Source organism: Phaeovulum molybdatiresistens (assembly GCF_023544865.1).
Classification (GTDB): domain Bacteria; phylum Pseudomonadota; class Alphaproteobacteria; order Rhodobacterales; family Rhodobacteraceae; genus Pontitalea.
The window spans coordinates 1-21,867 of the sequence record NZ_JAMJFX010000016.1; the positions used below are offsets into that span (position 1 = coordinate 1).

23 protein-coding genes are annotated in these 21,867 nt (G+C 68.1%); 8 read left to right on the forward strand and 15 right to left on the reverse strand.

Translation table 11 applies throughout. The features are described 5' to 3' along the window. The first annotated feature begins 111 nt into the window (after nt 1-111). Nucleotides 112-1,068, forward strand: a complete 957-nt coding sequence (locus MXB90_RS11595; RefSeq protein ID WP_250044886.1) for a magnesium transporter CorA family protein — start codon at nt 112-114, stop codon at nt 1,066-1,068. Here MXB90_RS11595 and MXB90_RS11600 read toward each other — a convergent pair whose 3' ends face one another. Continuing rightward, on the reverse strand, nt 1,069-1,647 hold the full coding sequence (locus tag MXB90_RS11600; RefSeq protein WP_250044889.1) for a retropepsin-like aspartic protease family protein: 579 nt from the start codon (nt 1,645-1,647) through the stop codon (nt 1,069-1,071). Nucleotides 1,648-1,710: 63 nt separating this feature from the next. After that, the gene (locus MXB90_RS11605) at nt 1,711-2,340 is read right to left on the reverse strand and encodes a MarC family protein (RefSeq protein WP_250044891.1); all 630 of its coding nucleotides are present in this window, start codon (nt 2,338-2,340) and stop codon (nt 1,711-1,713) included. Nucleotides 2,341-2,513: 173 nt separating this feature from the next. On the opposite strand from MXB90_RS11605, the gene MXB90_RS11610 reads away from it, so the two are divergent. Genes MXB90_RS11610 through MXB90_RS11625 form a run of 4 tightly spaced genes read left to right on the forward strand, consistent with a single transcriptional unit; the run spans nt 2,514 to nt 5,057 of the window. Next, on the forward strand, nt 2,514-2,729 hold the full coding sequence (locus MXB90_RS11610; protein ID WP_250045114.1) for a twin-arginine translocase TatA/TatE family subunit: 216 nt from the start codon (nt 2,514-2,516) through the stop codon (nt 2,727-2,729). Between the two features lie 50 nt (nt 2,730-2,779). Then, complete coding sequence (tatB, locus tag MXB90_RS11615; RefSeq protein ID WP_250044898.1) at nt 2,780-3,334, forward strand: Sec-independent protein translocase protein TatB; 555 nt, start codon at nt 2,780-2,782, stop codon at nt 3,332-3,334. Next, the gene (gene tatC, locus MXB90_RS11620; RefSeq protein ID WP_250044900.1) at nt 3,331-4,221 is read left to right on the forward strand and encodes a twin-arginine translocase subunit TatC; all 891 of its coding nucleotides are present in this window, start codon (nt 3,331-3,333) and stop codon (nt 4,219-4,221) included. The genes tatB and tatC overlap by 4 nt, the downstream gene beginning before the upstream one ends. Next, nucleotides 4,218-5,057, forward strand: a complete 840-nt coding sequence (locus tag MXB90_RS11625; protein ID WP_250044902.1) for an ATP-binding protein — start codon at nt 4,218-4,220, stop codon at nt 5,055-5,057. Before tatC ends, MXB90_RS11625 begins: the two co-directional genes overlap by 4 nt. 73 nt (nt 5,058-5,130) lie before the next feature. Here the strand turns inward: MXB90_RS11625 and MXB90_RS11630 are convergent, their stop codons facing one another. From MXB90_RS11630 to MXB90_RS11645, 4 genes are all read right to left on the reverse strand, one after another. Beyond that, on the reverse strand, nt 5,131-6,324 hold the full coding sequence (locus MXB90_RS11630; RefSeq protein ID WP_250044904.1) for a peptidoglycan DD-metalloendopeptidase family protein: 1,194 nt from the start codon (nt 6,322-6,324) through the stop codon (nt 5,131-5,133). Nucleotides 6,325-6,378: 54 nt separating this feature from the next. Continuing rightward, the gene (locus tag MXB90_RS11635) at nt 6,379-7,041 is read right to left on the reverse strand and encodes a protein-L-isoaspartate(D-aspartate) O-methyltransferase (protein ID WP_250044906.1); all 663 of its coding nucleotides are present in this window, start codon (nt 7,039-7,041) and stop codon (nt 6,379-6,381) included. After that, nucleotides 7,038-7,823, reverse strand: a complete 786-nt coding sequence (gene surE / locus MXB90_RS11640) for a 5'/3'-nucleotidase SurE (protein ID WP_250044909.1) — start codon at nt 7,821-7,823, stop codon at nt 7,038-7,040. Before surE ends, MXB90_RS11635 begins: the two co-directional genes overlap by 4 nt. A gap of 107 nt (nt 7,824-7,930) precedes the next feature. Beyond that, nucleotides 7,931-8,614, reverse strand: coding sequence for an SDR family NAD(P)-dependent oxidoreductase (locus MXB90_RS11645; protein WP_250044911.1), 684 nt, complete (start codon nt 8,612-8,614; stop codon nt 7,931-7,933). A 224-nt stretch (nt 8,615-8,838) separates the two neighbouring features. Here MXB90_RS11645 and MXB90_RS11650 point away from each other — a divergent pair, with 224 nt between their 5' ends. Further along, complete coding sequence (locus tag MXB90_RS11650) at nt 8,839-9,396, forward strand: biotin transporter BioY (RefSeq protein ID WP_250044913.1); 558 nt, start codon at nt 8,839-8,841, stop codon at nt 9,394-9,396. A gap of 57 nt (nt 9,397-9,453) precedes the next feature. Here the strand turns inward: MXB90_RS11650 and MXB90_RS11655 are convergent, their stop codons facing one another. From MXB90_RS11655 to gltX, 3 genes are all read right to left on the reverse strand, one after another. Next, nucleotides 9,454-9,873, reverse strand: coding sequence for a DUF1284 domain-containing protein (locus MXB90_RS11655; RefSeq protein WP_250044914.1), 420 nt, complete (start codon nt 9,871-9,873; stop codon nt 9,454-9,456). 83 nt (nt 9,874-9,956) lie between these two features. Beyond that, on the reverse strand, nt 9,957-11,252 hold the full coding sequence (locus MXB90_RS11660; protein ID WP_250044920.1) for a citrate synthase: 1,296 nt from the start codon (nt 11,250-11,252) through the stop codon (nt 9,957-9,959). A gap of 76 nt (nt 11,253-11,328) precedes the next feature. Next, nucleotides 11,329-12,729, reverse strand: a complete 1,401-nt coding sequence (gene gltX, locus MXB90_RS11665) for a glutamate--tRNA ligase (protein WP_250044922.1) — start codon at nt 12,727-12,729, stop codon at nt 11,329-11,331. A 106-nt stretch (nt 12,730-12,835) separates the two neighbouring features. Between gltX and MXB90_RS11670 the strand changes: the two genes are divergently transcribed. Continuing rightward, nucleotides 12,836-14,917, forward strand: coding sequence for a ComEC/Rec2 family competence protein (locus tag MXB90_RS11670; RefSeq protein ID WP_250044924.1), 2,082 nt, complete (start codon nt 12,836-12,838; stop codon nt 14,915-14,917). Nucleotides 14,918-15,029: 112 nt separating this feature from the next. On the opposite strand, the gene lexA is transcribed toward MXB90_RS11670, so the two are convergent. From lexA to MXB90_RS11700, 6 genes are all read right to left on the reverse strand, one after another. After that, the gene (gene lexA, locus MXB90_RS11675) at nt 15,030-15,716 is read right to left on the reverse strand and encodes a transcriptional repressor LexA (protein ID WP_250044932.1); all 687 of its coding nucleotides are present in this window, start codon (nt 15,714-15,716) and stop codon (nt 15,030-15,032) included. Between the two features lie 100 nt (nt 15,717-15,816). Further along, the gene (locus tag MXB90_RS11680; protein WP_250044940.1) at nt 15,817-16,998 is read right to left on the reverse strand and encodes a molybdopterin molybdotransferase MoeA; all 1,182 of its coding nucleotides are present in this window, start codon (nt 16,996-16,998) and stop codon (nt 15,817-15,819) included. Then, nucleotides 16,998-17,471, reverse strand: a complete 474-nt coding sequence (gene moaC, locus MXB90_RS11685) for a cyclic pyranopterin monophosphate synthase MoaC (protein ID WP_250044942.1) — start codon at nt 17,469-17,471, stop codon at nt 16,998-17,000. Before moaC ends, MXB90_RS11680 begins: the two co-directional genes overlap by 1 nt. Then, complete coding sequence (gene trpC / locus MXB90_RS11690) at nt 17,468-18,259, reverse strand: indole-3-glycerol phosphate synthase TrpC (RefSeq protein ID WP_250044944.1); 792 nt, start codon at nt 18,257-18,259, stop codon at nt 17,468-17,470. The genes moaC and trpC overlap by 4 nt, the downstream gene beginning before the upstream one ends. Then, nucleotides 18,256-19,266: an anthranilate phosphoribosyltransferase gene (trpD, locus tag MXB90_RS11695; protein ID WP_250044947.1), complete on the reverse strand. Its 1,011-nt coding sequence runs from the start codon at nt 19,264-19,266 to the stop codon at nt 18,256-18,258. Before trpD ends, trpC begins: the two co-directional genes overlap by 4 nt. Continuing rightward, nucleotides 19,263-19,856, reverse strand: a complete 594-nt coding sequence (locus MXB90_RS11700) for an anthranilate synthase component II (RefSeq protein ID WP_250044950.1) — start codon at nt 19,854-19,856, stop codon at nt 19,263-19,265. Before MXB90_RS11700 ends, trpD begins: the two co-directional genes overlap by 4 nt. Before the next feature lie 190 nt (nt 19,857-20,046). Between MXB90_RS11700 and MXB90_RS11705 the strand changes: the two genes are divergently transcribed. Then, nucleotides 20,047-21,840 carry a divergent polysaccharide deacetylase family protein gene (locus MXB90_RS11705; protein ID WP_250044952.1) on the forward strand — a complete coding sequence of 598 codons (1,794 nt, stop codon included), beginning with the start codon at nt 20,047-20,049 and terminating at the stop codon, nt 21,838-21,840. Nucleotides 21,841-21,867 lie beyond the last annotated feature (27 nt).

Genomic DNA, 21,867 nt, shown 5'->3' on the forward strand with positions numbered 1-21,867 from the left:
GTGATCTCCGTTCAGCTTTACAACCGAACAGAATCACAACCTGCTGAATTCACTCCACCAGTTTCGGATCAGCCTCTAAGGGGCGAAACCCGTCCCTGCAGGGGAAATGCGATGATGCACTGCTACAGTTCCGGCCCCGGCGGCCTGATCCGTCTGGACCCCGATGCCGATCCGGCCGCCGCGGTCTGGATCGACCTGCAGGCGCCTGCCCCCGAGGAGGTGGCCGCCCTGGCGCGGCTGGGCGTTGAGGTGCCAAGCCTGGCCGACATGGAAGAGATCGAGATATCGAACCGGCTTTACCGCGAATCGGGGGCCGATGTGATGACGGTGGTCCTGCCGGGCCGGGCCCCTGATGACCGGCAGATCGCGGGCCCGGTCAGTTTCATCCTGACCGAAGGGCGGCTTGTCACCGTGCGCCACCATGCGCCGCGGTCCTTTGACACCTTTCCGTTGCGCGCGGACCGATCGGCCGCGGGCATCGCGGGGGCCGAGCAGATATTCATGGGGTTGATCGAGGAAATCGTCGCCCGTCTGGCCGATATCCTGGAAGGGGTGGGCCGGGCGCTTGATGCGGTGTCCAGCGCGGTTCTGGGCGGGCGGGGGCAGACCTCGGGGCAGTTGCAGGGGGCGCTGGAAAAGATCGGCCAGCAGGGCGAGGTGCTGGGCCGGGTGCGGCTGGCGTTGCTGACGCTGGAACGCGCCCTGTCGTTCTTTGCCCAGACGCTGGCGCCGCGCGCGCAGGGCAAAGAGCTGCGCGCCATTGTCGAAGGCCAGATGCGCGATATCCGGTCGCTGAACGAGCATGGTGATTTCCTGTCGGCGCGGCTGTCGCTGAATGTCGATGCGACGCTGGGGATGATCAATCTGGCGCAGAACAATACGGTGCGGCTGGTGACGGTGGTGGCCGCGCCCTTCGTGCCGCCCACGCTGATCGCCTCGATCTATGGGATGAATTTCGCACGCATGCCCGAACTGGCCCATCCTTGGGGTTATCCGGTGACGCTGGTGCTGATGCTGGCATCGGCGGTGGGCACTTGGGCGTTTTTCAAGTGGAAGGACTGGATCTGATCAGCGTTCCAGCACCAGCCGGTCGCGGCTGAATTCCACCCGGGCAAAGCGCGTCAGATAGGCCATGCCCAGAAGCGAGGTATCCATCTGCCCGCCATTGACCACCGCGCGCAGGTTCCGGTCATGGATCGGGCCCAGGGCTAGGCTGTCCAGCCGCACCGGCGCGGTGGCGACCAGGCCATTGGCGGTCTGCGCCTGCCCGATGAAGGCCAGCCCCGCCGTGGCAATGCCCGCGCGTTCGGCATCGCGCCGCGTCAGCACGATGTCGCTGGCGCCGGTATCGACGACAAAGCGCACCGGCACGCCGTTCACCTCGGCGGTCAGATAGTAATGGCCATCGGCGGCCAGCGGCGCCTCGATCCGGTTGTCGCCGATCGCGGATTGGCGCGGCATCAGGTCGTGGCGCAGATCCTGCCACAGGCCCGCGGCCCCGATCACGCCCAGAAAGATCAGCCCCCAGATCGCCATCTGCTGCATCGCCCGGCCGGGCTTTCGGCGCAACTCAACCAGAAGATAGCCCCCCACCGCCAGAAACAGCAGCGAAAGATAGATCAGCCGGGCAAAGTCATCATCGGACATCGGATCATCATCCCCCTGGCTGCGGTTTGGCTGTCTGCGATGTAGGTATAGCGGGCGCCGATGTCACGCCCCGGCGCCCGTGAAGACGCCTGCGCCGCGCAGGCCATCCAGAATGAACTGGATCGACAGCGCCGCCAGCAGCATCCCCAGCAGCCGCGTCACAACCATCGTGCCGGTCCGCCCCAGCGCGCGCTCGACCGGGGGGGCCAGCAAGAACATCGCCAGCACGCAGGCCAGCACCGCAAACATCACCCCATGCACCAGCACCACATGGGTCAGATCCGCCCCCGGCGCCCCGGCCAGCAGGATCATCGTGGCCATCGCCCCGGGTCCCGCGATCAGCGGCGTGGCCAGCGGAAAGACCGACGGATCATGGGTCGGTTCGGGGTGCTGCCCCTCGCGGCGCTGGGTGCGGCGTTCGAACAGCATGTCCATCGCGGTCAGGAACAACAGAACCCCGCCCGCGATGCGGAAGGCCGGCATGGAAATGCCGATCGCCCCCAGCAGCTTGTCGCCCAAAAGCCCGAACAGCGTCAGCAGCACCGCCGCGATCAGCACCGCGCGCAGCCCCATGCGCAGCCGCGCGCGCGCGTCAATGCCTTGCGTCAACGCGATGAACAGCGGCGCAAGTCCGATCGGGTCCACGACCACGAACAGCGTGACAAAGGCGGTCAGATAGTCGGCGTCGGCCATGATCCCTCCGGGTGCGATGGGCGCAGCCTAGCCCCGCCGGGCCGCGCCTGCCAGCGGTGGGGTGGAAAAATATCGCCCGATGCGGTCGAAGGGGCTTTGATCGGCGCGCGAGAGGTCATAAATGAGAGGTTATGTTTGACGCGGGCCTGATCCCGCCGTCGGAGGAGAATGACATGCTCAACAACATCGGCCTTCCCGGCCTTCTGCTCATCGCGATCGTGGTGCTGGTGCTTTTCGGCCGCGGCAAGATTTCGTCCCTGATGGGCGAAGTCGGCAAGGGCATCACCGCCTTCAAGAAGGGCGTCAAGGATGGCGGTCAGGAAATCGAGGATGCCTCGGCGCAGGCAGCCCGCGACGTGACCCCCGAAAAAGACAAAGACAAGGTCTGAACCTGCCGGCCCCGCCGGGGCCTTGATCCGGGCCGGAGGCCAGGGAACCCATGTTCGATATCGGTTGGAGCGAGCTTCTCGTGATCGGCGTCGTTGCGCTGATCGTGGTGGGGCCAAAGGATCTGCCTGGCATGTTCCACACGCTGGGCCGGTTTACCGCGCGTGCGCGCGGGATGGCGCGTGAATTTTCGCGGGCGATGGAAGATGCGGCCAGCGACAGCGGCCTGAAAGAGGCGGCCAGCGATCTCAAGGATCTGAAAGGTCTGGCGTCCAAGAAGTCGCTGGGCCTGGATGCGCTGGAAGAAGCCGCGTCCAAGTTCGAGAAATGGGAACCGAAGCTGCCGGGCAAGGCCGATACCGCGGGCGCCAGCCCCGATCCGGCCGCCGCTGCACCGGCTGCCGCTACGGCGGTGGAGGCGGCGCCAAAATCCGCCGAAGCGAAGCCCAAAGCCCCCCGGACCGCCAAGCCCAAGGCCCCGAAATCCGAGGCCGCCCCCGCCAAGGCCGCCACCAAATCCGCGGCGAAGGCCCCTGGGAAAGAGGCGGCCAAGCCGGCGACCAAGGCGGCGCCCCGGAAAAGCCCCGCCAAGAAGGGTGACGCATGAGCGCGAAGGAAGACATCGACGACACCGCCGCCCCGCTGATCGAGCATCTTGCCGAATTGAGAAAGCGGCTGATCTGGTCGGTCAGCGCCTTCATCGGTGCCATGGTGCTGTGCTTTGCCGCGGCGGAACCGATTCTGGGCTTTTTGCTGGGGCCGATCGAACAGACCATGCGCGATCTGGGCGACCCCAACCCGGTGATGCAATATACCGCGCCGCAGGAATATTTCTTCACGCTGATCCGCATTTCCATGGTGGGGGGGCTTGTGCTGTCCTTCCCGGTGATCGGCTATCAGCTGTGGCGTTTCATCGCGCCGGGCCTGTATCGCAGCGAAAAATCGGCCTTTCTGCCCTTCCTGATTTCCTCTCCGCTGCTGTTCCTGGTGGGGGCGATCTTTGCGCATTACGTTGTGACGCCGCTGGCCATGGGCTTTTTCCTGGGCTTTGCCGATGCCTCGTCCATCGTCAGCGCGATCCTGCCGACCCTGTCCGACGCCCCCGTGACCGAACCGCCCACGCCCAGCGAAGGCATCTCGATCGTGTTCCAGGGCAAGGTCAATGAAACGCTGGATATCTCTCTCAAGATGATTATCGCCTTCGGGCTGTGCTTCCAGCTTCCGGTTCTGCTGACGCTGATGGGCAAGGCGGGGCTGGTGTCGGCCAAGGGGCTGGGGCGGGTGCGCAAATATGCCATCGTGCTGATCCTGGGCGTGGCCGCACTGGTCACTCCGCCCGACGTCGTCACCCAGCTGATCCTGTTTGGCGTGGTCTATCCGCTATATGAAATCTCGATCTTCCTGGTCCGCCGTATCGAAAAGGCGCGCGAGGCGCGTCTGCGCGCCGAAGGCCTTTGGGTCGAAGAGGATGAGGACGAAGAGGCCGCGAAATGACCGACCCGCTAGACCGGATCGCCGCCGCGCTGGAACGGCTTGCGCCCGCGCCACTGGCGGCACCGGATTTTTCGGCGGCGCAGGCCTTTGTCTGGCACAGCGCGCCCGAACAGCTGGCCCCGGTGGCGCAGGTCAACCGCGTCGATCTGCGGCTGTTGCGCGGCATTGACCGGGCGCGTGACACGTTGCTGGCCAATACGCTGCAATTCGCGCGCGGCGCGGCGGCCAACAATGCGTTGCTGTGGGGCGCGCGGGGGATGGGCAAGTCGTCCCTGGTCAAGGCGGTCCATGCCGAGGTTCTGGCCCAGGGGCTGGCGCTGAAGCTGGTCGAACTGGCGCGCGAGGATCTGCCCTCGGTCGGGCGGTTGCTGGGCCATTTGCGCGCGGCGACCGACAAGCGCTTTGTGCTGTTTTGCGACGACCTGTCCTTCAGCCACGATGATCAGCATTACAAATCGCTGAAGGCCGTTCTGGACGGCGGGATCGAAGGCCGGCCGTCGAACGTGATCTTTTATGCCACCTCGAACCGCCGCCATCTGATGCCGCGCGACATGATTGAGAATGAACGCTCCAGCGCGATCAACCCGTCCGAGGCGGTTGAGGAAAAGGTGTCACTGTCGGACCGGTTCGGCCTGTGGCTGGGCTTCCACCCCTGCGGGCAGGATGAATTCCTGGCGATGATCGAGGGCTATTGCGCGGCCTATGGCGTGGACATCGCCCCCGAGGATCTGCGCGCCGAGTCGATCGAATGGCAGGCGACGCGCGGGGCGCGGTCGGGCCGGGTCGCGTGGCAGTATTTTACCGATCTGGCCGGACGGCGCGGCATCGCGCTGTAACCGACCCCGGACAATGAAAAACGGCCCCTGCGGGGGCCGTTTTTCATTGGGCAGCCAGCGATGCGCGCTGGTCTTATTGCAGGTATTTCATCGGATCGACGCTTTCGAACCCGTCGCGGACCTCAAAATGAAGGAAGCCGGGGTCGCTGGCGCGGACCTTGGCGATGGTCTGGCCGCGGCTGACGCGGGCGCCCTTGGCGACGGTGGGGGCGTCAATATTGGCGTAGACCGTCAAAAGCCCGTTGTCATGGCGCAGCACCAGGATCGGCACCTGCCCGGTGTCCTTGGTGATGGCGGCGACGGTGCCGGCCTCGGCGGCCTTCACGGGCGTGCCGGGGGCGGCGGCAATATCGACCCCGTCGTTTTTCTTTTTGACATAGGGCCGGATGATCGCGCCCTGAACCGGCATCTGCATCTTGCCCGCGGCCGAAGCCTGGGTGCGCGTTGCGCCCAGATCGGGGGCCGGGGGTGTCGCGGTCGGGGCGGCGGCGGCGGGCGGCGTTTCGGCGGGCAGGGGCTGGGCGGCCGAGGGCGGCGTTGGCGTGGCCGATCCTGCGCCCGGCGCGCTGGCAATCGCGGCCGCGGGCGGGGTCGCGGCGGCAACGGGGATCATCAGATACTGGCCTTCACGCACGCTCATGTCGGCGGGCAGGCCGTTCCAGTCGGCCAGCGCGCGGACGCTGACATTGTAATAGCGCGCGATGGAATAGGCGGTTTCGCCGCGGGCGACCTTGTGGCGCGTGGGCTCGGGCCCGGCCGGGGCGGTGGCGGTGGGCGCGGGGGCCGGGCTTTGCGTGCCGGTGGCGCGGTCGATCGCCGTCGATGCGATCGAGGTGATGTCGATGCGTTCCCCCCCGATCGCCCCGGGCGTGGTGCTGCCGGCGGCGGGTTCGGTGACGCGGCGCGGCAGGGCCAGGATCTCGCCGCGGTTCAGCGTCGTTTCGGGGCGCAGCGCATTGTAGCGGGCCAGCTCTTCGGCATTCAGCCCCACCCGCGCGGCAATCGCGGTGACGCTGTCGCCCTGATTGGCCACGGCCACCTGATAGGTCGGGTAGGAAATCACGCCGCGCGCATCGGGGGCGGGCCGGGCCGCGGTAGCCTGCCGCGCCGCGGCCGATGTGTCAAAGCCGGTGCGCCCGAAATGCCGCAGATCGCCATCGAAGCTGCCATCGGGTTCGCAGGCGGCCAGCGCAAGCGCGCTTGCCCCAAGGATCAGGCCGTGGCGCAGGCGGGCGGGCAGGGTGTGGATCATCGGCTCGTTCCTCATTCCTTGTTCCGTCTGGCCCTGTGGCCGGGCCTTTTTTCGGATCGCGTCCGGGGGTCAGTCGTTCGCCATGCCTTCGACAAGCGGGACAAAGCGCACCGGGCGCAATTCTTCATAGTCATACCCCGTTTCCAGGCGCCGCACGCGGATCAGGCTTTGCACCGTGTCGGACTGGCCAACGGGAAGCACCATGATACCCCCGATCTTCAACTGCGCCAAGAGCGGGCCGGGCGGGTCCTCGGCGGCGGCGGTCACGATGATACGATCAAAGGGCGCCTGTTCGGGCAGGCCGCGCGACCCGTCGATGGCCAGCGCGGTGATGTTGCTCAGGTGCAGCTGCCGAAACAGCGCCTCGGCCTCGCGCACCAGGCGGCGGTGACGGTCGACGGTATAGACGCGCCGCGCCAGCCCCGCCAGGATCGCCGCCTGATAGCCGGATCCGGTGCCGATTTCCAACACCGTGTCGCGCGGCCCCACCTGGAGCGCCTGGGTCATCAGCCCCACGACCGAGGGCTGGGAAATCGTCTGCCCGCAGGCGATCGGCAGGGGCATGTCCTCATAGGCGCGTTCGGCGAAGATGCCCTTGACGAACAGCCCCCGGTCGACCCGTTCCATCGCCGAGAGCACGCGCGCATCCGTCACGCCCTTGGAACGCAGCGCGAAGAGAAAGCGCATCTTGCGTTCGGCGATGCTGGCCTTCTCTGGCGCGCCCTCGGTCATGCCAGCCGCGCCGTCAGATCGGCCAGCAGGTCATGCGCGGTCAGATCCGCGCGCATCGGCGTGATCGCGACATAGCCGTCCAGGTTCACCGCCACATCCGTGCCCGGCGCGCTTGGCAGGTGTTGCGGCCCGCCCTTGATCCACAGGAACTTGCGCCCCGAGGGCGAGATATGCGGCTCGACGCCAAAGAAGGTCTCGCGCCGGAAGCCCTGGGCCGCGACCCGGTGGCCCTTGACCTCGGCGGCCGGAACGGGCGGGAAATTGACGTTGTAGAAACAGCGGTAATCGCCCTCATCCCAGATGCCGCGATCCAGAAGCGCGCGCACGACGCCCGCGCCATGCACCCGCGCGGCCTCGAACGGATCGGCCAGTTCCTGCGTCCGCGGCCCCAGGAATTGCGACAGCGCAATCGCCGGAACGCCCTGCAGCGCCGCCTCCATCGCGCCGCCCAGCGTGCCGGAATACATGGCGTTTTCGCCCGAATTGTTGCCCCGGTTGACGCCCGACAGAACCAGATCGGGGCGCGCGCCCTGCAACACCTCATAGAGGCCGGCCAGAACGCAATCGGCGGGGCTGCCCTCGGCGGCATAGCGCCGCTCGCCCAGCTTGGCGATCATCATCGGATGGGTGTAGCTGATGGCATGGGCCACGCCCGATTGTTCAAAGGCGGGCGCCACGGTCCAGACCTCGCCCTCGGGGCCGGCGATTTCGGCGGCGATCTGTGTCAGAACCTCAAGGCCCGGTGCATTGATCCCGTCGTCATTGGTGATGAGTATCCGCATGCGTCCCCCGACTTGTCACAGACCGTTTGGTCCTGCTTAGCGCGCGGGCCGGGGGGCGTAAAGCGATCCGGGCGGGGGGCGGGCCGAAATCTGGCCGCCCGCGGGGATCACAGCAGTGTCAGGATGCGGCGGGCCTCGGCATGCGGATCGGCCAGCGGCGCGCGGTCTTCGCCGGGGAAGAAACGCGCCCGCGTCGCGGTGGGCATGGGCGCGGGCCGGTCGATCAGCACGCGCGGGCCGATCTTGGCCGTCTCGGCCTGCCAGCTGCGCGCCAGCGCGATCTGCGCGGCCTTGGTGGCCCCATAGGCGCCAAAGAATTTTTCGCCCGCGTGGTCATCATCAAAGAACATGGCGGTGCCGTTGCCCGCGCGCAGCAGCGGCTCGACCAGCGGGATCAGGGTCGCGGTGGCGGCGACATTGGTGGCGATGGATTTCGCCATGTCCTTGGCATCGATATGGGCCGCGGGCGCCAGCGGCGCGGCGTGGATCGCGCAATGCGCCCACAGCTGGACCCCGCCCCAGCGCGCGGCGACCGATTGCGCCAGATGTTTCATCGCCTCGGGATCGGTCACATCCATCGGCGCCAGGCTGGCACGCCCGCCTGCGGCCTGGATCCTGTCGTCCAGTTCTTCCAGCGCGCCAGTGGTGCGGGCCACGGCCATCACATGCCAGCCGGCACGGGCCAGTGCCTCGCATAACGCCGCGCCAAGCCCGCGCGAGGCGCCGGTAACAAGCGCAATCGGGGCGGTGATCGAGGGGGTGACAGGCGGGGGGGTCTGGGGCGTGCTCATGGTGTTGGAATTTGCACAGCTTTGCCTTGCGCGCAAGGGGCTGCCCCTGCCCCCGCCTGCGGCCAGAGCGCGCGGGGGCAGGGGTGCCGCTGAATTTGCAAATTTGCGCAAGGCATGGGCAAAGCCTTTGCAACATCGCGCATCCGCCGCGCTGCGACGTTGACAAGCGACCGCCATGCGGCAAAAGTGCGCGCAAGATGGATTTCAGTGGAAAGGTCCGATCCATGACGCTTTCGAAGGCCCTTGTGCCCTCTCAGACGCTTGCCACCCGCGCCGCGATGGTGCTGGGCGGTTCCTTCCTGATCGCGGCGGCCTCGCAGGTGTCGGTTCCGATGTTCCCGGTGCCGATGACGCTGCAGACGCTGGCGATTCTGACCGTCGGCATGACGATGGGCGCGCGGATGGGGCTGGCAACCGTTGCCGCCTGGCTGATGCAGGGCGCCTCGGGGCTGCCGGTCTTTGCGGGCGGTGCTTCGGCGGCGGCGCTGGTCGGGCCGACGGCCGGTTTCCTGTTCGGCTTTCTCGCGATGGTCGCGGTGGTGGGCTTTGCCTCGGATCGCGGTGTGAAATCGGTGCTGGGCCTGTCGGTGGCGGCGCTGGTTGCCTCGGCGGTGCTGTATCTGCCGGGTCTGGCCTGGCCCGCGCTGGTGATGGGCAAGTCGGTGCCCGATCTGATGGCAGGCTGGATGCTGCCCTTCCTGGCGGGCGATGTGGTCAAGGCGGTTCTGGCCGCGCTGATCGTGGCCGGCGGCTGGAACGTGCTGAAGGCGCGCCGCGGCTGAACCGCCGCGCCATCGGCCCTAGAAATCAAACAGGCGCCGCCCCCCGGGGCGGCGTTTTCAGTTTTGCGCCTGTAGCCGCGCCAGCGCCGCTTCGCACATGCCAAGCGCCAGCCACTGACAGGGCGCGCAGATGTCTTGCAAGATGCCCGGCGGCAGGGCGCGCATCCGCGCCTGCGCCGCGGCCCAGCTGATCCGGTCGCCGGCCGCCAGCCCCAAGGCGCGGGCATGGGCCGCATCCAGCCGCGCAATCCGGTCCGCGCTTACGCAGCCCGCGCCCCGGCGGGAGGGGCAGGGGGTGCAGATCGCATCGGCCGTGGCCGTCACCTCGATCTGGACATCGCCCCCGCCGGGCGCGCGCAGCCGGGCGTCAACGATCGCGACCATGTTCGCGGTGAAGTCTTCGGAATAGCCCTTGCCCTCAAAACCCAGGGCACAGAGGAAGTGATGCGGGCGAAAGCGGATCGGGGCATCGGTCATCGGGGCGGTCCTGCCGGTGATCATCGGGGCATGCGAAAAGGGGCCAGGGTTTCCCCCGGCCCCTTTCAGAATGGGCGCAATCCTTAGCGCTTGTCCACGTCCTGATAGTCGCGCTTGGCCGGGCCGGTATAAAGCTGGCGCGGGCGGCCGATCTTCAGTTGCGGATCGTCGATCATCTCTTTCCACTGCGAAATCCAGCCCACCGTGCGCGACAGCGCGAAGATCGGCGTGAACATCGAGGTGGGGAAGCCCATCGCCTCAAGGATGATGCCCGAATAGAAATCGACGTTCGGATAGAGCTTCTTCGAGACGAAATATTCATCTTCCAGCGCGATCCGTTCCAGTTCCTTGGCGACCTGCAGGATCGGGTTGTTGTCCACCCCCAGAAGGCCCAGCACCTCATCGGCGGATTCCTTCATCACCTTGGCGCGCGGGTCGAAGTTCTTGTAGACGCGGTGGCCAAAGCCCATCAGGCGGAAGGGATCGTTCTTGTCCTTGGCGCGGGCCACGAATTCGGGGATGCGGTCCACGGTGCCGATTTCGCGCAGCATTTCCAGGCAGGCCTGGTTGGCGCCGCCATGCGCCGGCCCCCAGAGACAGGCGATACCGGCCGCGATGCAGGCAAACGGGTTGGCCCCCGACGACCCCGCCAGACGCACGGTCGAGGTCGACGCGTTCTGTTCGTGGTCGGCATGCAGCATCATGATCCGGTCCATCGCCTTGGCAAGCGCGGGCTGAACCTTGTATTCCTCGGCCGGGACCGAGAAGCACATGTGCAGGAAGTTCGACGCGTAATCCAGATCATTGCGCGGATAGACGAAGGGCTGGCCGATCGAATATTTATAGGCCATTGCCGCGATCGTGGGCAGCTTGGCGATCATGCGGATCGCGGCGACCTCACGGTGCCAGGGATCGTTGATGTCAAGGCTGTCGTGATAGAAGGCCGACAGCGCGCCGACCACGCCCACCATCGTCGCCATCGGGTGGCTGTCACGCCGGAACCCGCGGAAGAAATAGTGGATCTGTTCGTGCAGCATCGTGTGGCGGGTGATGCGGTTTTCGAAATCCTCCATCTTCTGGCGGTTCGGCAGTTCGCCGTTCAGCAGCAGGTAGCAGACTTCCAGATAGTGCGAATGATGCGCCAGCTGTTCGATCGGATAGCCGCGGTGCAGCAGTTCACCCTTGTCACCGTCGATATAGGTGATCGCGGATTCGCAGGACGCGGTTGAGGTGAACCCGGGGTCGAAGGTGAAAACATCGGCCTGACCATAAAGCTTGCGGATATCCAGCACATCCGGCCCGACGGTCGGCGACATGATAGGCAGGTCGTAGCTTTTGTTGTCCAGCATCAGCGTGGCGGATCTGTTCTTGTCTGCCATGTAAATCCCTTTCCTGTCGTCCGGCTGGGCCGCGCCGGGGGGTCGTTTCCGGGTGACCGGATAAGGCGGTCGGGCCTCAGGCCGCCTGGTCGTTCAATCTGGCCAGCGTTTCGGCGCGGCCAAGCACAAGCATCATGTCGAACACGCTGGGGGTGACTGCGCGCCCGGCAAGGGCGGCGCGCAGGGGGGCGGCAAGCTTGCCCAGACCCGTCCCATGCGCCTCTGCAACCCGCTGCACGGCAGCCTCCAGCTCTTCGCGTGACCAGCTAGCATCTTGCAGATGCGGCGTCAATTCTGCCAGTATACCACGGGATACCGGGTCCAGTGCCTTGGCCGCCCGATCATCCAGGTCCAGCGGCCGGTCTGCCAGAACAAAATAAGCCTTTTCAAGAAGTTCCGGGAAGGTCTTGGCGCGATCCTTCAGGCAGTACATCGCCCGCGCCAGACCGTCGCGCTGCGCCGCGCGCAACGCGGGCTGGCCGGCGGCGGCCAGATAGCCCTCAATCTCGGTCACCAGGGCGGCATCGTCCATAACCGCGATATGCTGGCCGCAGATGTTTTCCAGCTTCTTGAAGTCCAGCCGCGCCGGCGCGCGCCCGATTCCCGACAGGTCGAACCAGTCACGGGCCTGGGCATCGGTAAAGAATTCGTCGTCCCCGTGGCTCCAGCCCAGGCGGCACAGATAGTTGCGCATGCCCGCGGCGGGGTAGCCCATCGCCTGATATTCTTCGAGCCCCACGGCGCCGTGGCGCTTGGACAGTTTCTTGCCATCGGGCCCGTGGATCAGCGGAATATGCGCGAAAACCGGCACATCCCAGCCCATCGCGTGATAGATCTGCACCTGCCGTGCGGCATTGGTCAGGTGGTCATCCCCCCGGATCACATGGGTCACGCCCATGTCATGGTCATCCACTACAACAGCCAACATGTAGGTCGGCGTACCATCAGACCGTAAACAAACCATGTCGTCCAGCTGGTCATTGCGGAAGGTCACATCGCCCTGCACCTGATCGTGGATCACCGTGACGCCTTCGCGCGGGGCCTTCAGGCGGATCACATAGGGCGCATCGGGGTGGGTCGCGGGGTCGGCATCACGCCACGGGCTTTGGAACAGGGTCGATTTCCCCTCGGCCCGGGCAGATTCGCGAAAGGCCTCGATTTCCTCTTGCGTGGAAAAGCATTTGTAGGCCCCGCCACGGGCCAGCATTTCGCGCGCCACCTCGGCATGGCGGTCGCGGCCTTCGAACTGGCTGACCGCCTCGCCGTCCCAATCCAGGCCCAGCCAGGTCAGGCCCTTAAGAATCGCTGCTGTCGCCTCTGGGGTGGACCGTTCGCGGTCGGTATCCTCGATGCGCAGCAGGAACCTGCCGCCACGGCCGCGCGCGTAAAGCCAGTTGAACAGCGCCGTGCGCGCGCCCCCGATATGCAGATACCCCGTGGGCGAGGGGGCGAAGCGGGTGACGATCTGTTGGGTCATAAGCGCGTTAACCTTTCGGAAACCATGAAGCCATAGGCTTTGAGCAAGGTCATAAGCAGGGACGGGCGGAGAAACAAGCGTGGCAACCACGGCTGGGGCAGCTTGGATGGCGGGCAGGGGCGCGGCGGCGTGGCGGCTTGCGGCCCTGTGGCGTGCGGCCCTGGGCGGCGCGAACCGGCCGCTTGCGGCCCTTTCGGCGGCGCGGGCGCAGCTGTTCCTTTGGGCGCCGCTTGGCCTGTCGGCTGGCATCGGCGGCTATTTCGCAGCGGGCGCCGAGCCGGGGCCCGCGGTCTGGGCAAGCGCCGTCGCGGTGGCATTGCTGGGCGCCGCGGCCTGGGCACGCGGACCCGAGCCTGCGCGCTTTCCCGCGGCCCTTCTGGTGCTGGCGGCCTGCGGGCTGATGCTGGCGGGGCTGCGAGCGCAATCCGTTGCGGCGCCCGTCCTGCCCTGGCGCTATTACGGCCCGGTTGAGGGCCGCATCGTCGAGATCGACCGATCCGGCAGCGACCGCATCCGCCTGACGCTGGATCAGGTGGTGCTGGACCGCATGGCCCCCGCCGCCACGCCCGCGCGCATCCGCATCGCGCTGCACGGCGATCAGGGCCATCTGAACCCCGTGCCCGGGCTGCGGGTCATGACGACCGCCCATCTGGCGCCGCCTTCGGGCCCGGCCGCGCCGGGGGCCTACGACTTTCGCCGTCACGCCTGGTTCGCGGGGCTGGGGGCGGTGGGCTATGCGCGCGCGCCGGTGCTGGTTGCGGCCCCGCCCGACCCGGACAGCTGGGCGCTGGCCGGTCACCGCGCCCGGATGCGCCTGTCAGCCGCCATTCAGGCCCGCATCCCCGGCCAGCCGGGCGCGGTGGCGGCGGCGCTGATGACCGGCGACCGATCCGCCATTTCCGAGGCCACGAATGAGGTGATGCGGGTGTCGAACCTGTATCACATCATTTCGATTTCCGGGCTGCACATGGGCATGCTGGCGGGCTTTGTCTTTGCCGCCCTGCGCTATGGGCTGGCGGCGGCGGGCAGGCCCGCGCTGCGCTGGCCTGCCAAGAAGATCGCGGCGCTGGTGGCGCTTCTGGCGGCGACGGTCTATCTGTGGCTTGCGGGGCCGCAGGTGGCCACGCAGCGCGCCTATCTGATGGCGGCGGTGATGCTGCTGGCGGTGCTGGTGGACCGGCGCGCCTTTTCGCTGCGTACGGTGGCGCTGGCGGCGTTGATCCTGCTGATTTGGGAACCCGAAAGCCTGACCGAGCCGGGGTTTCAGATGTCCTTCGGCGCGACCGTCGCGCTGATCCTGTGCTATCAGCCCTGGGCCCGGCTGGCGCCGCGCGTGCCCGCGCTACTGCGCCCGGTGGCGATGCTGGTGATCTCCTCGCTGGCGGCGGGGCTGGCCACGGCGCCGATTGCCGCCGCGCATTTCAGCCGGATGTCGGAATACGGGCTGCTGGCGAACCTGCTGGCCGTGCCGGTCATGGGCACGCTGGTGATGCCCGCGGGTGTGATCGCGGCCTGCCTTGCACCGCTGGGTCTGGCGGGCCCGGCGCTGTGGGTGATGGAACAGGGCACCGCCTGGATGATCCTTGTTGCCGAATTCGTGGCCGGGCTGGATGGCGCAATCATTGCCGTGCCCGCGCCCGGGCCGATCGTCCTGCCCTTGATGGCGGTCGGGGCGCTGGTCGCGGTGCTGGCGCGGGGGGTGGGGCGCAGCCTCGGCGTCGCGGCGGTGCTGTTGGCAGGCGGGCTTTGGGCGCAGGGACAGCGCCCGGACCTGCTGATCGCGCCCGAGGGCGAACTTGTCGGTCTGATGGGCCCCGAGGGCCGGATCTTTTCCCGCAACGGCGCGGATTTTATCGGCGACAGCTGGCTTGAGGCCGACGGCGATCCCGCCCGCACCCCGCAGGCCGCTGCGCGACCCGGATTTTCCGGTCCCAACGGCGCGCGCCAAGCGGATTTCGCGGGCCAGCCGCTGATCCACCTGACCGGCAAGGGGGCCGTCGAGCGGCTAGCGTCTGCGTGCCGGCCCGGCGCGCGGGTGATCCTGGCCGATCGCGCGCCCGCGGGGCCTGTGGCCTGCGATCTGTGGGACCAGACCCGCCTGCGCGCAACCGGCGCCGTGGCGATCTGGGCCGACGGGGGTATCGAAACCACCGCCGCCCGCGCCGGAACCAGGCCCTGGACCCGTTAGGCCCGGCCCACCGATCCCGTCGCTATCAAGCAACCCCGGCGCTTACGATGCCGCTTCGGCTTTGCCCAAATATCCCCGCCGGAGGCTTCCGCCCCCGGCTACCCGCGACTGGTCAATAGCTGCGGATCAGCCCCACCAGGCGGCCCTGCACGCGCACCTGATCTTCGCGCAGAACGCGCGTTTCATAGGCCGGGTTCGCCGCTTCCAGCGCGATCATCCCGCCGCGGCGGCGATAGCGTTTCAACGTCGCCTCATGTCCCTCGACCAGCGCCACGACGATGTCGCCGTTGTCCGCCGTGCCCTGTTCGCGGATCACCACGATGTCGCCATCGTTGATCCCCGCCTCGATCATCGAATCGCCCTTGACCTCCAGCGCGTAATGCTGGCCCCGGCCCGACAGCATCGCGCCCGGCACCGCCACATGGTGCGACACTTCGGAAATCGCCTCGATCGGCACACCCGCCGCGATGCGCCCCATCACCGGCAGTTCCAGCGCCTGGGTCGCCGCCACCGGCAGCGCGTCCTTGGGCGGATCTGCCCTTTCCCCCGCAATCACGCGCGGGGCAAAGCCGCGCTTTTCCATGGCTTCGGGCAGTTTCACGATCTCGATCGCGCGGGCGCGGTGGGCCAGCCGGCGGATGAAGCCGCGTTCTTCCAGCGCGGTGATCAGCCGGTGAATGCCGGATTTCGACCGCAGGTCCAGCGCCTCTTTCATTTCGTCGAAAGACGGGGGCACCCCGTCGCGCGCCACCCGTTTCTGGATGAAGTCAAGCAGTTCCAACTGTTTGCGCGTCAGCATCGGGCACCTTCCTGGATCACGGGGTCACGGGTGTTCACCCAAAGTTCTAAGGGCGTTCCCGTTTCGTGTCAACGTCCGCGTGCAAGCCCCGTGCAAGCCCCTAGATCGGCAGATACTCCACGATCTCGCGCGCGCGCCGTGGCCCGTCGCCCATCGGCCGGATCAGCAGCGCATCGGCCTGGGCCAAAAGGCCAAGCAGGGCGGAATCCTGATTGGTGAAGGGCGTGATCCGGGGCAGGCCATCGCCCGGACTCAGCCGCGCGCGCATGTAATGCGTACGCGGGCCGGTCGGGCCCTGATCGGCGTCCAGCACCGCGCGCAGCGGGCGGGGGCGGTCGTCCAGCCCCTGCATCGCGCCCAGCAGCGGCAGCAGGAACAGATGCGCGCAAACCACGGCCGAAACCGGATTGCCCGGCAGCCCCAGCATCGCCGCCGCGCCTATGCGCCCCGCCATCAGGGGCTTGCCGGGGCGCATCGCAATCTTCCAGAAGGACCGTTCCAGCCCCAGATCGGCCGCGACCTTGCCCACCAGATCATGTTCCCCGACCGAGGCCCCGCCTGAGGTGACGATCAGATCGGCGCCCTGCGCCAGGCCAAAGGTGAAGCGCAGGCTGTCTTCGGTGTCGCGCGCGATCGGCAGCATCCGCACCTCGGCGCCCGCTGCTTCGGCCAGCGCCGCCAGCACAAAGGAATTCGAACACAGGATCTGGTCGGGGCCGGGGGTCTCGCCGGGCATCACCAGCTCATCGCCGGTGGCCATGATCGCCACGACCGGGCGGCGCGCCACGACCACCTCGGCCACATTCATCGCCGCCAGCAGCGCCAGATCGCGGGCGCCCAGCCGACGCGGGGCGGACAGTTCCTGACCTTTGCGGAAATCCTGGCCCAGCGGGCGGATATTGTCGTGATCCGACAGCCGGTCGGGCAGGGTGATCGTGTCGCCCGCCCGCGTGACGTCTTCCTGCAGCACGACGGCGCCTGCACCGGGCGGCACCGGCGCGCCGGTGAAGATGCGCACCGCCTGACCGGGGGCCACCGGTGCGCTGTGGGCGCGTCCCGCGGCGGCCTCGCCCCGCACGGTCAGCACCGCGCCGGGGCGGTGATCCTCGGCCCGGATCGCATAGCCATCCATCGCCGAGGCGGCGAAGGGCGGCTGATCCAGCCCCGCCACCGCTGGCGCCGCCAGCACCCGGCCAAGGGCCGCGCGCAGCGGCACGGTTTCGGTTGCAGGCGGGCCCGCCAAGGCCAGAACCCGATCCAGCGCCTCTTCGACCGTTATCATCACTCTGCCTCGTAACGGCCTGATTTGCCGCCTTCTTTCAAGGTTACGCGAATGCCCTCGATGCGCATGGATTTTTCCACGGCCTTCAGCATGTCATAGACCGTCAGCGCCGCCACGCTGACCGCGGTCAGCGCCTCCATCTCCACGCCGGTCTGGCCGGTGGTCTTGACCGTGGCGGTAATCCGCACGCCCGGCAGCGCCGTATCGGGCACCAGATCCAGGCTGACCTTGGTGATCGGCAGCGGATGGCACAGCGGGATCAGGTCAGCGGTGCGTTTCGCCGCCATGATCCCCGCAACCCGCGCGATGCCCAGCACATCACCCTTTTTTGCACTGCCCGCCAGCACATGGGCCAGCGTCTCGGGCTGCATCACCACCGCGCCTTCGGCGGTGGCGCTGCGTTTGGTCACCGCCTTGGCCGAAACATCGACCATATGCGCCTGACCCTGATCGTCGAAATGTGTCAGGCTCATGCGACCTCCAGCAGCTGGCGGGTGGCGGCGGCGACATCGGCCTGCCGCATCAGGCTTTCCCCGATCAGGAAGCGCCGCGCGCCGACCTGCGCCATCGCGGCCAGATCGGCGGGGGTGAACAGCCCGCTTTCACAGACCAGATCGCGGCCCGCCGGGATATGCGGCGCAAGGTCACGCGTTACATCAAGTGTGACCTCGAAGGTCTTGAGATTGCGGTTGTTTACCCCGATCAGCGACGATTTCAACGCCAGCGCCCGATCCAGTTCGGCGCGGTCATGCACCTCGATCAGCACATCCATGCCCCAATGGATCGCGGCGTCTTCCAGATCGCGCGCTAACGCATCCTCGACCGAGGCCATGATGATCAGGATGCAATCGGCGCCCCAGGCGCGGGCCTCGGCCACCTGGTAGGTGTCATAGAGGAAATCCTTGCGCAGCGCGGGCAGGTCGCAGGCCGCGCGCGCCGCGGTCAGGAATTCGGGCGCGCCCTGAAAGCTGGGCGCATCGGTCAGCACCGACAGGCAGGCGGCGCCCCCGGCCTCATAGGCGCGGGCCAGGGCGGGGGGATCGAAATCCGGGCGGATCAGCCCTTTCGAGGGGCTGGCCTTCTTGATTTCCGCGATCAGCCCATAGCCGGTGGCCGCGACCTTGCGGCTCAGCGCCGCGGCAAAGCCACGCACCGGGCCCGCGTCGCGCGCTGCGGCCTCAACCTCGGCCAGCGGGCGGGCGGCCTTGGCGGCGGCGATTTCGTCCAGCTTGTAGGCCTTGATCCTGTCCAGAATGTTCATGCCGTCACCGCCTTCAGCGCATCCAGTTTCGCCTGTGCCGCGCCGCTGTCGATGCTTTCGGATGCCAGCGCCACGCCCTCTTTCAGATCGGCGGCGCGCCCCGCCACCACCAGCGCGGCGGCCGCGTTCAGCAGCACCGCATCGCGATAGGCCCCCCGCGCGCCGACCAGCAGGCCCGCGAAGGCACGGGCGTTTTCCGCCGGTTCGCCGCCGATGATCGCCTCGAACGGATGGACGGGCAGGCCCGCATCCTCGGGGTGGATTTCGAATTCGCGCACCGTGCCGCCTTGCAGCGCGGCCACCCAGCTGATCCCGGCGATCGACAGCTCATCCGTGCCGTCGCCGCCATGCACCAGCCAGGCCGCCTCGGACCCAAGCGCCTGCAGCACCTCGGCCATGGGGCGGATCCAGCGGCGCGAAAAGGCGCCGGTCAGCTGCCGTTTCACGCCTGCCGGGTTGGTCAGCGGCCCCAGCAGGTTGAAGATCGTGCGCGTGCCCAGTTCCACCCGCGTCGGCCCGATATGCTTCATCGCCGGGTGATGCATCGGCGCCATCATGAAGGCGATGCCCGCCTGGTCCAGCGCGCGTTCGGCCACCTCGGGGCCCTTCATCACATCCAGCCCCAGCGCGCTCAACGCATCCGCCGCCCCCGATTTCGACGACAGGTTGCGGTTGCCATGCTTGGCCACCGGCACACCCGCGCCCGCCACCACAAAGGCCGTCGCGGTGGAAATGTTCAGCGTGCCCTTGCCATCGCCCCCGGTGCCGACGATGTCCATCGCGCCTTCGGGGGCGCGCACACGGTTCATCTTGGCGCGCATCACGCTGGCGGCGGCGGTGATTTCCTCGACCGTTTCGCCCCGCGTGCGCAGCGCCATCAGCAGCCCGCCCATCTGGGACGGGGTCGCGGCGCCGTCGAACAGCACCTCAAAGGCGGCCTCGGCCTCGGCCCGGGTCAGCGGGCGGTCGGCGGCGTGGCCGATCAGCGGGCGGATATCGCCTGTCATGCGGGTTCCTTCAGGCTGACGCCTGCCTCTTGCAGAAAGTTGCGGATCAGCTGGTGGCCATGTTCTGACGCGATCGATTCGGGGTGGAACTGCACCCCTTCAATCAGCTTGTCGCGGTGGCGCAGGCCCATGATCGTGCCATCTTCCAGCCAGGCGGTGATTTCCAGGCAATCGGGCAGGCTGTCGCGGTCCACCACCAACGAGTGATAGCGCGTCGCCAGGAAGGGCGAGGGCAGGCCGCGGAACACGCCTTTTCCGGCGTGGTGGATCGCGCCCATCTTGCCATGCACGATTTCGCCCGCGCGCACGACACGCCCGCCAAAGGCCTGGCCGATGGTCTGATGGCCCAGGCACACGCCCAGAAGCGGCATCCCCGCCTCGGCCGCGGCAAGGGTCAGTGGCAGGCAGATCCCCGCCTGTTCCGGATCGCAGGGCCCGGGTGACAGCACGATCGCCTCGGCGCCCATGCCCATCGCCTCTTGCACGTTCAGCGCATCGTTGCGCCGCACGACCACCTCGGCGCCCAGCTCGCCGAAATAATGCACAAGGTTGTAGGTAAAGCTGTCATAGTTGTCGATGAGCAGGAGCATGATGCCGCTTTTCCCCTTCGCCGCCCGGATTCAGGGGGTGAACCGGGGATTTCGTCGCGCTATAGATGCCCAGAGCGGCGCGGCGGGGTCAAGGGCCAGCGGGTCTTTCCTGCGATCCGACGCCGCCGGCAGGGGCTTTTTCGACCGGACGCGGGCGCGCGCGTGCCGGCACTAACTTGGGTGGGGCTGCATGACACGGGGCGTTCTTTCAGGGCTTGGGTTTGGGGCGGTCGTTTCGGTGCTTGGGCTGGGTGGGGTGTCGCTGATGCTGCCGCCGCCGCAGCAGCCTGCGCCGCAGGCTGCGCAGTCCGATGGCCCGGCCCGGCCCGCGCCGCCGCAGCTGCCCACGCCCGGCCCGCTTGCGCCCGAACCCGTGGTCACCGAGGCTGCGGCCCCGCAGATCGCCGCGCCCGAAGCTCCGGCCCCCCAAGCCCTTGCGCCCAAGGTTGCGGCACCTGAAATCGCGATGCCCGACGGCGCCGATCCTGACGGCACTGCGCCCGAAGTCGCGGATAACCCGCCTGCCGCGGGGCCCGAAGCGGCGCCGGTGGTCGCGGCCCCCGAAGCAGCGATCACCGTGCCCGCCGGGTCGGAATTCGCCCGTGGTCCCGCCGATGCGCCCCCCGCCGCCCCCGCGCCTGTGGCAGCCCCCGCCCGTGGCCAGGCCGCAGGCCCCGATGCGCCGCGCGCTGATGATCCGGCCGCCGCCCCGCCCGCCCTGGCCGAAACCGCGCCCGCCGCGCGCCCCGCGCCGGTGCCCGCCGCGCCCGACCTGGCGCCTGCGCCCGAAAGCGCCGAACTTGCGCTGGCCCGCACGCCGGGGGCCGAGACGCCGATCCCCGTGCCCCCGCCCGGCGAGGCGGCGGCGCCGCTGTTGATGCCCGTGCCCGGGGATGAGCGCGCCGACGATGGCGACCCCGACGAAACGGCGCCGATGGATGGCGAACCGATGCTAAGCACCGTGGCCGGCGCCGGGCGCGCAGCGCGTCTGGTTTCCCCCGATGGGCAGGACATCGCGCGGCCCCTGGCCAGCGATCCGGGGGCCCCGGACCCCGCGCCCGTGGCCCCGGCACTGCCGCGTGTGATCGCGCCGGGCGGCACGGGCTTTGCCAATGCGCCGGGGGTGCGTGTGGGCCGTCTGCCTGCAATCGCCAGCCCCGCGCCTGCGGCGTCAACCGCGCCGGAAGCGGCGATGCAGGATGCGCCCACCCCCGACGATGGCCCCGACAGTGCCTTGGTGCTTGATCCCGAAGGCGGCGCCGATCTGCCGCCGCTGCGCGCCCATGCCGGGCCCGCGCCGTTGGCGGGCGAGGGGCCGATCTATTCCGTCGTGCTGATCGACCCCGGCCCCGAGGCAGGCGGGCTGGATCGTGACACGCTCAAGACCATCAGCTTTCCGCTGACGATCGCCATTGACCCCACGCGCCCCGATGCGGCCCAAGCCGCCGCCGATTTTCGCGCTGCGGGCCTTGAGGTGGCGATCCTGGCCGCAGGCCTGCCGCCGGGCGCGACCGCGACCGATATTGAAACCGCGCTGGAGGCCTGGCGCGCCGCGATCCCGCAGGCGGTTGCCGTGGTCGAACCCGCCCAGCCGCACCTGCAGAACAATCGCAACCTGTCCCAACAGCTGGTGCGCATCCTGTCGCGTGAGGGGCTGGGCCTTGTCACCCAGGCACAGGGGCTGAACGCCGCCGCGCAGATCGCGCGCGGCCAGAACCTGCCGCAGGCAAGCATCTGGCGGGTGCTGGACACCGACCGTGACACCGCCGCCGCAATCGAGCGGATGCTGGATCGCGGCAAGTTCGAGGCGCAGCGCAGCGGCACGGTGACCATCATGCTTAGCGGTTGGCCGCAATCGGTGGCGGGGCTGCTGGCCTGGCATTCCAAGGCGGGCCGGTCGGTGCGCATGGCCCCGGTTTCCGCCGTGGTGCTTGGTGCAGAGGCGAGCGATCCGGCGCAGGTCAATAACGACGCAGGCCAGTAATCACAGGGGCCAATCCCGCGAAACGCA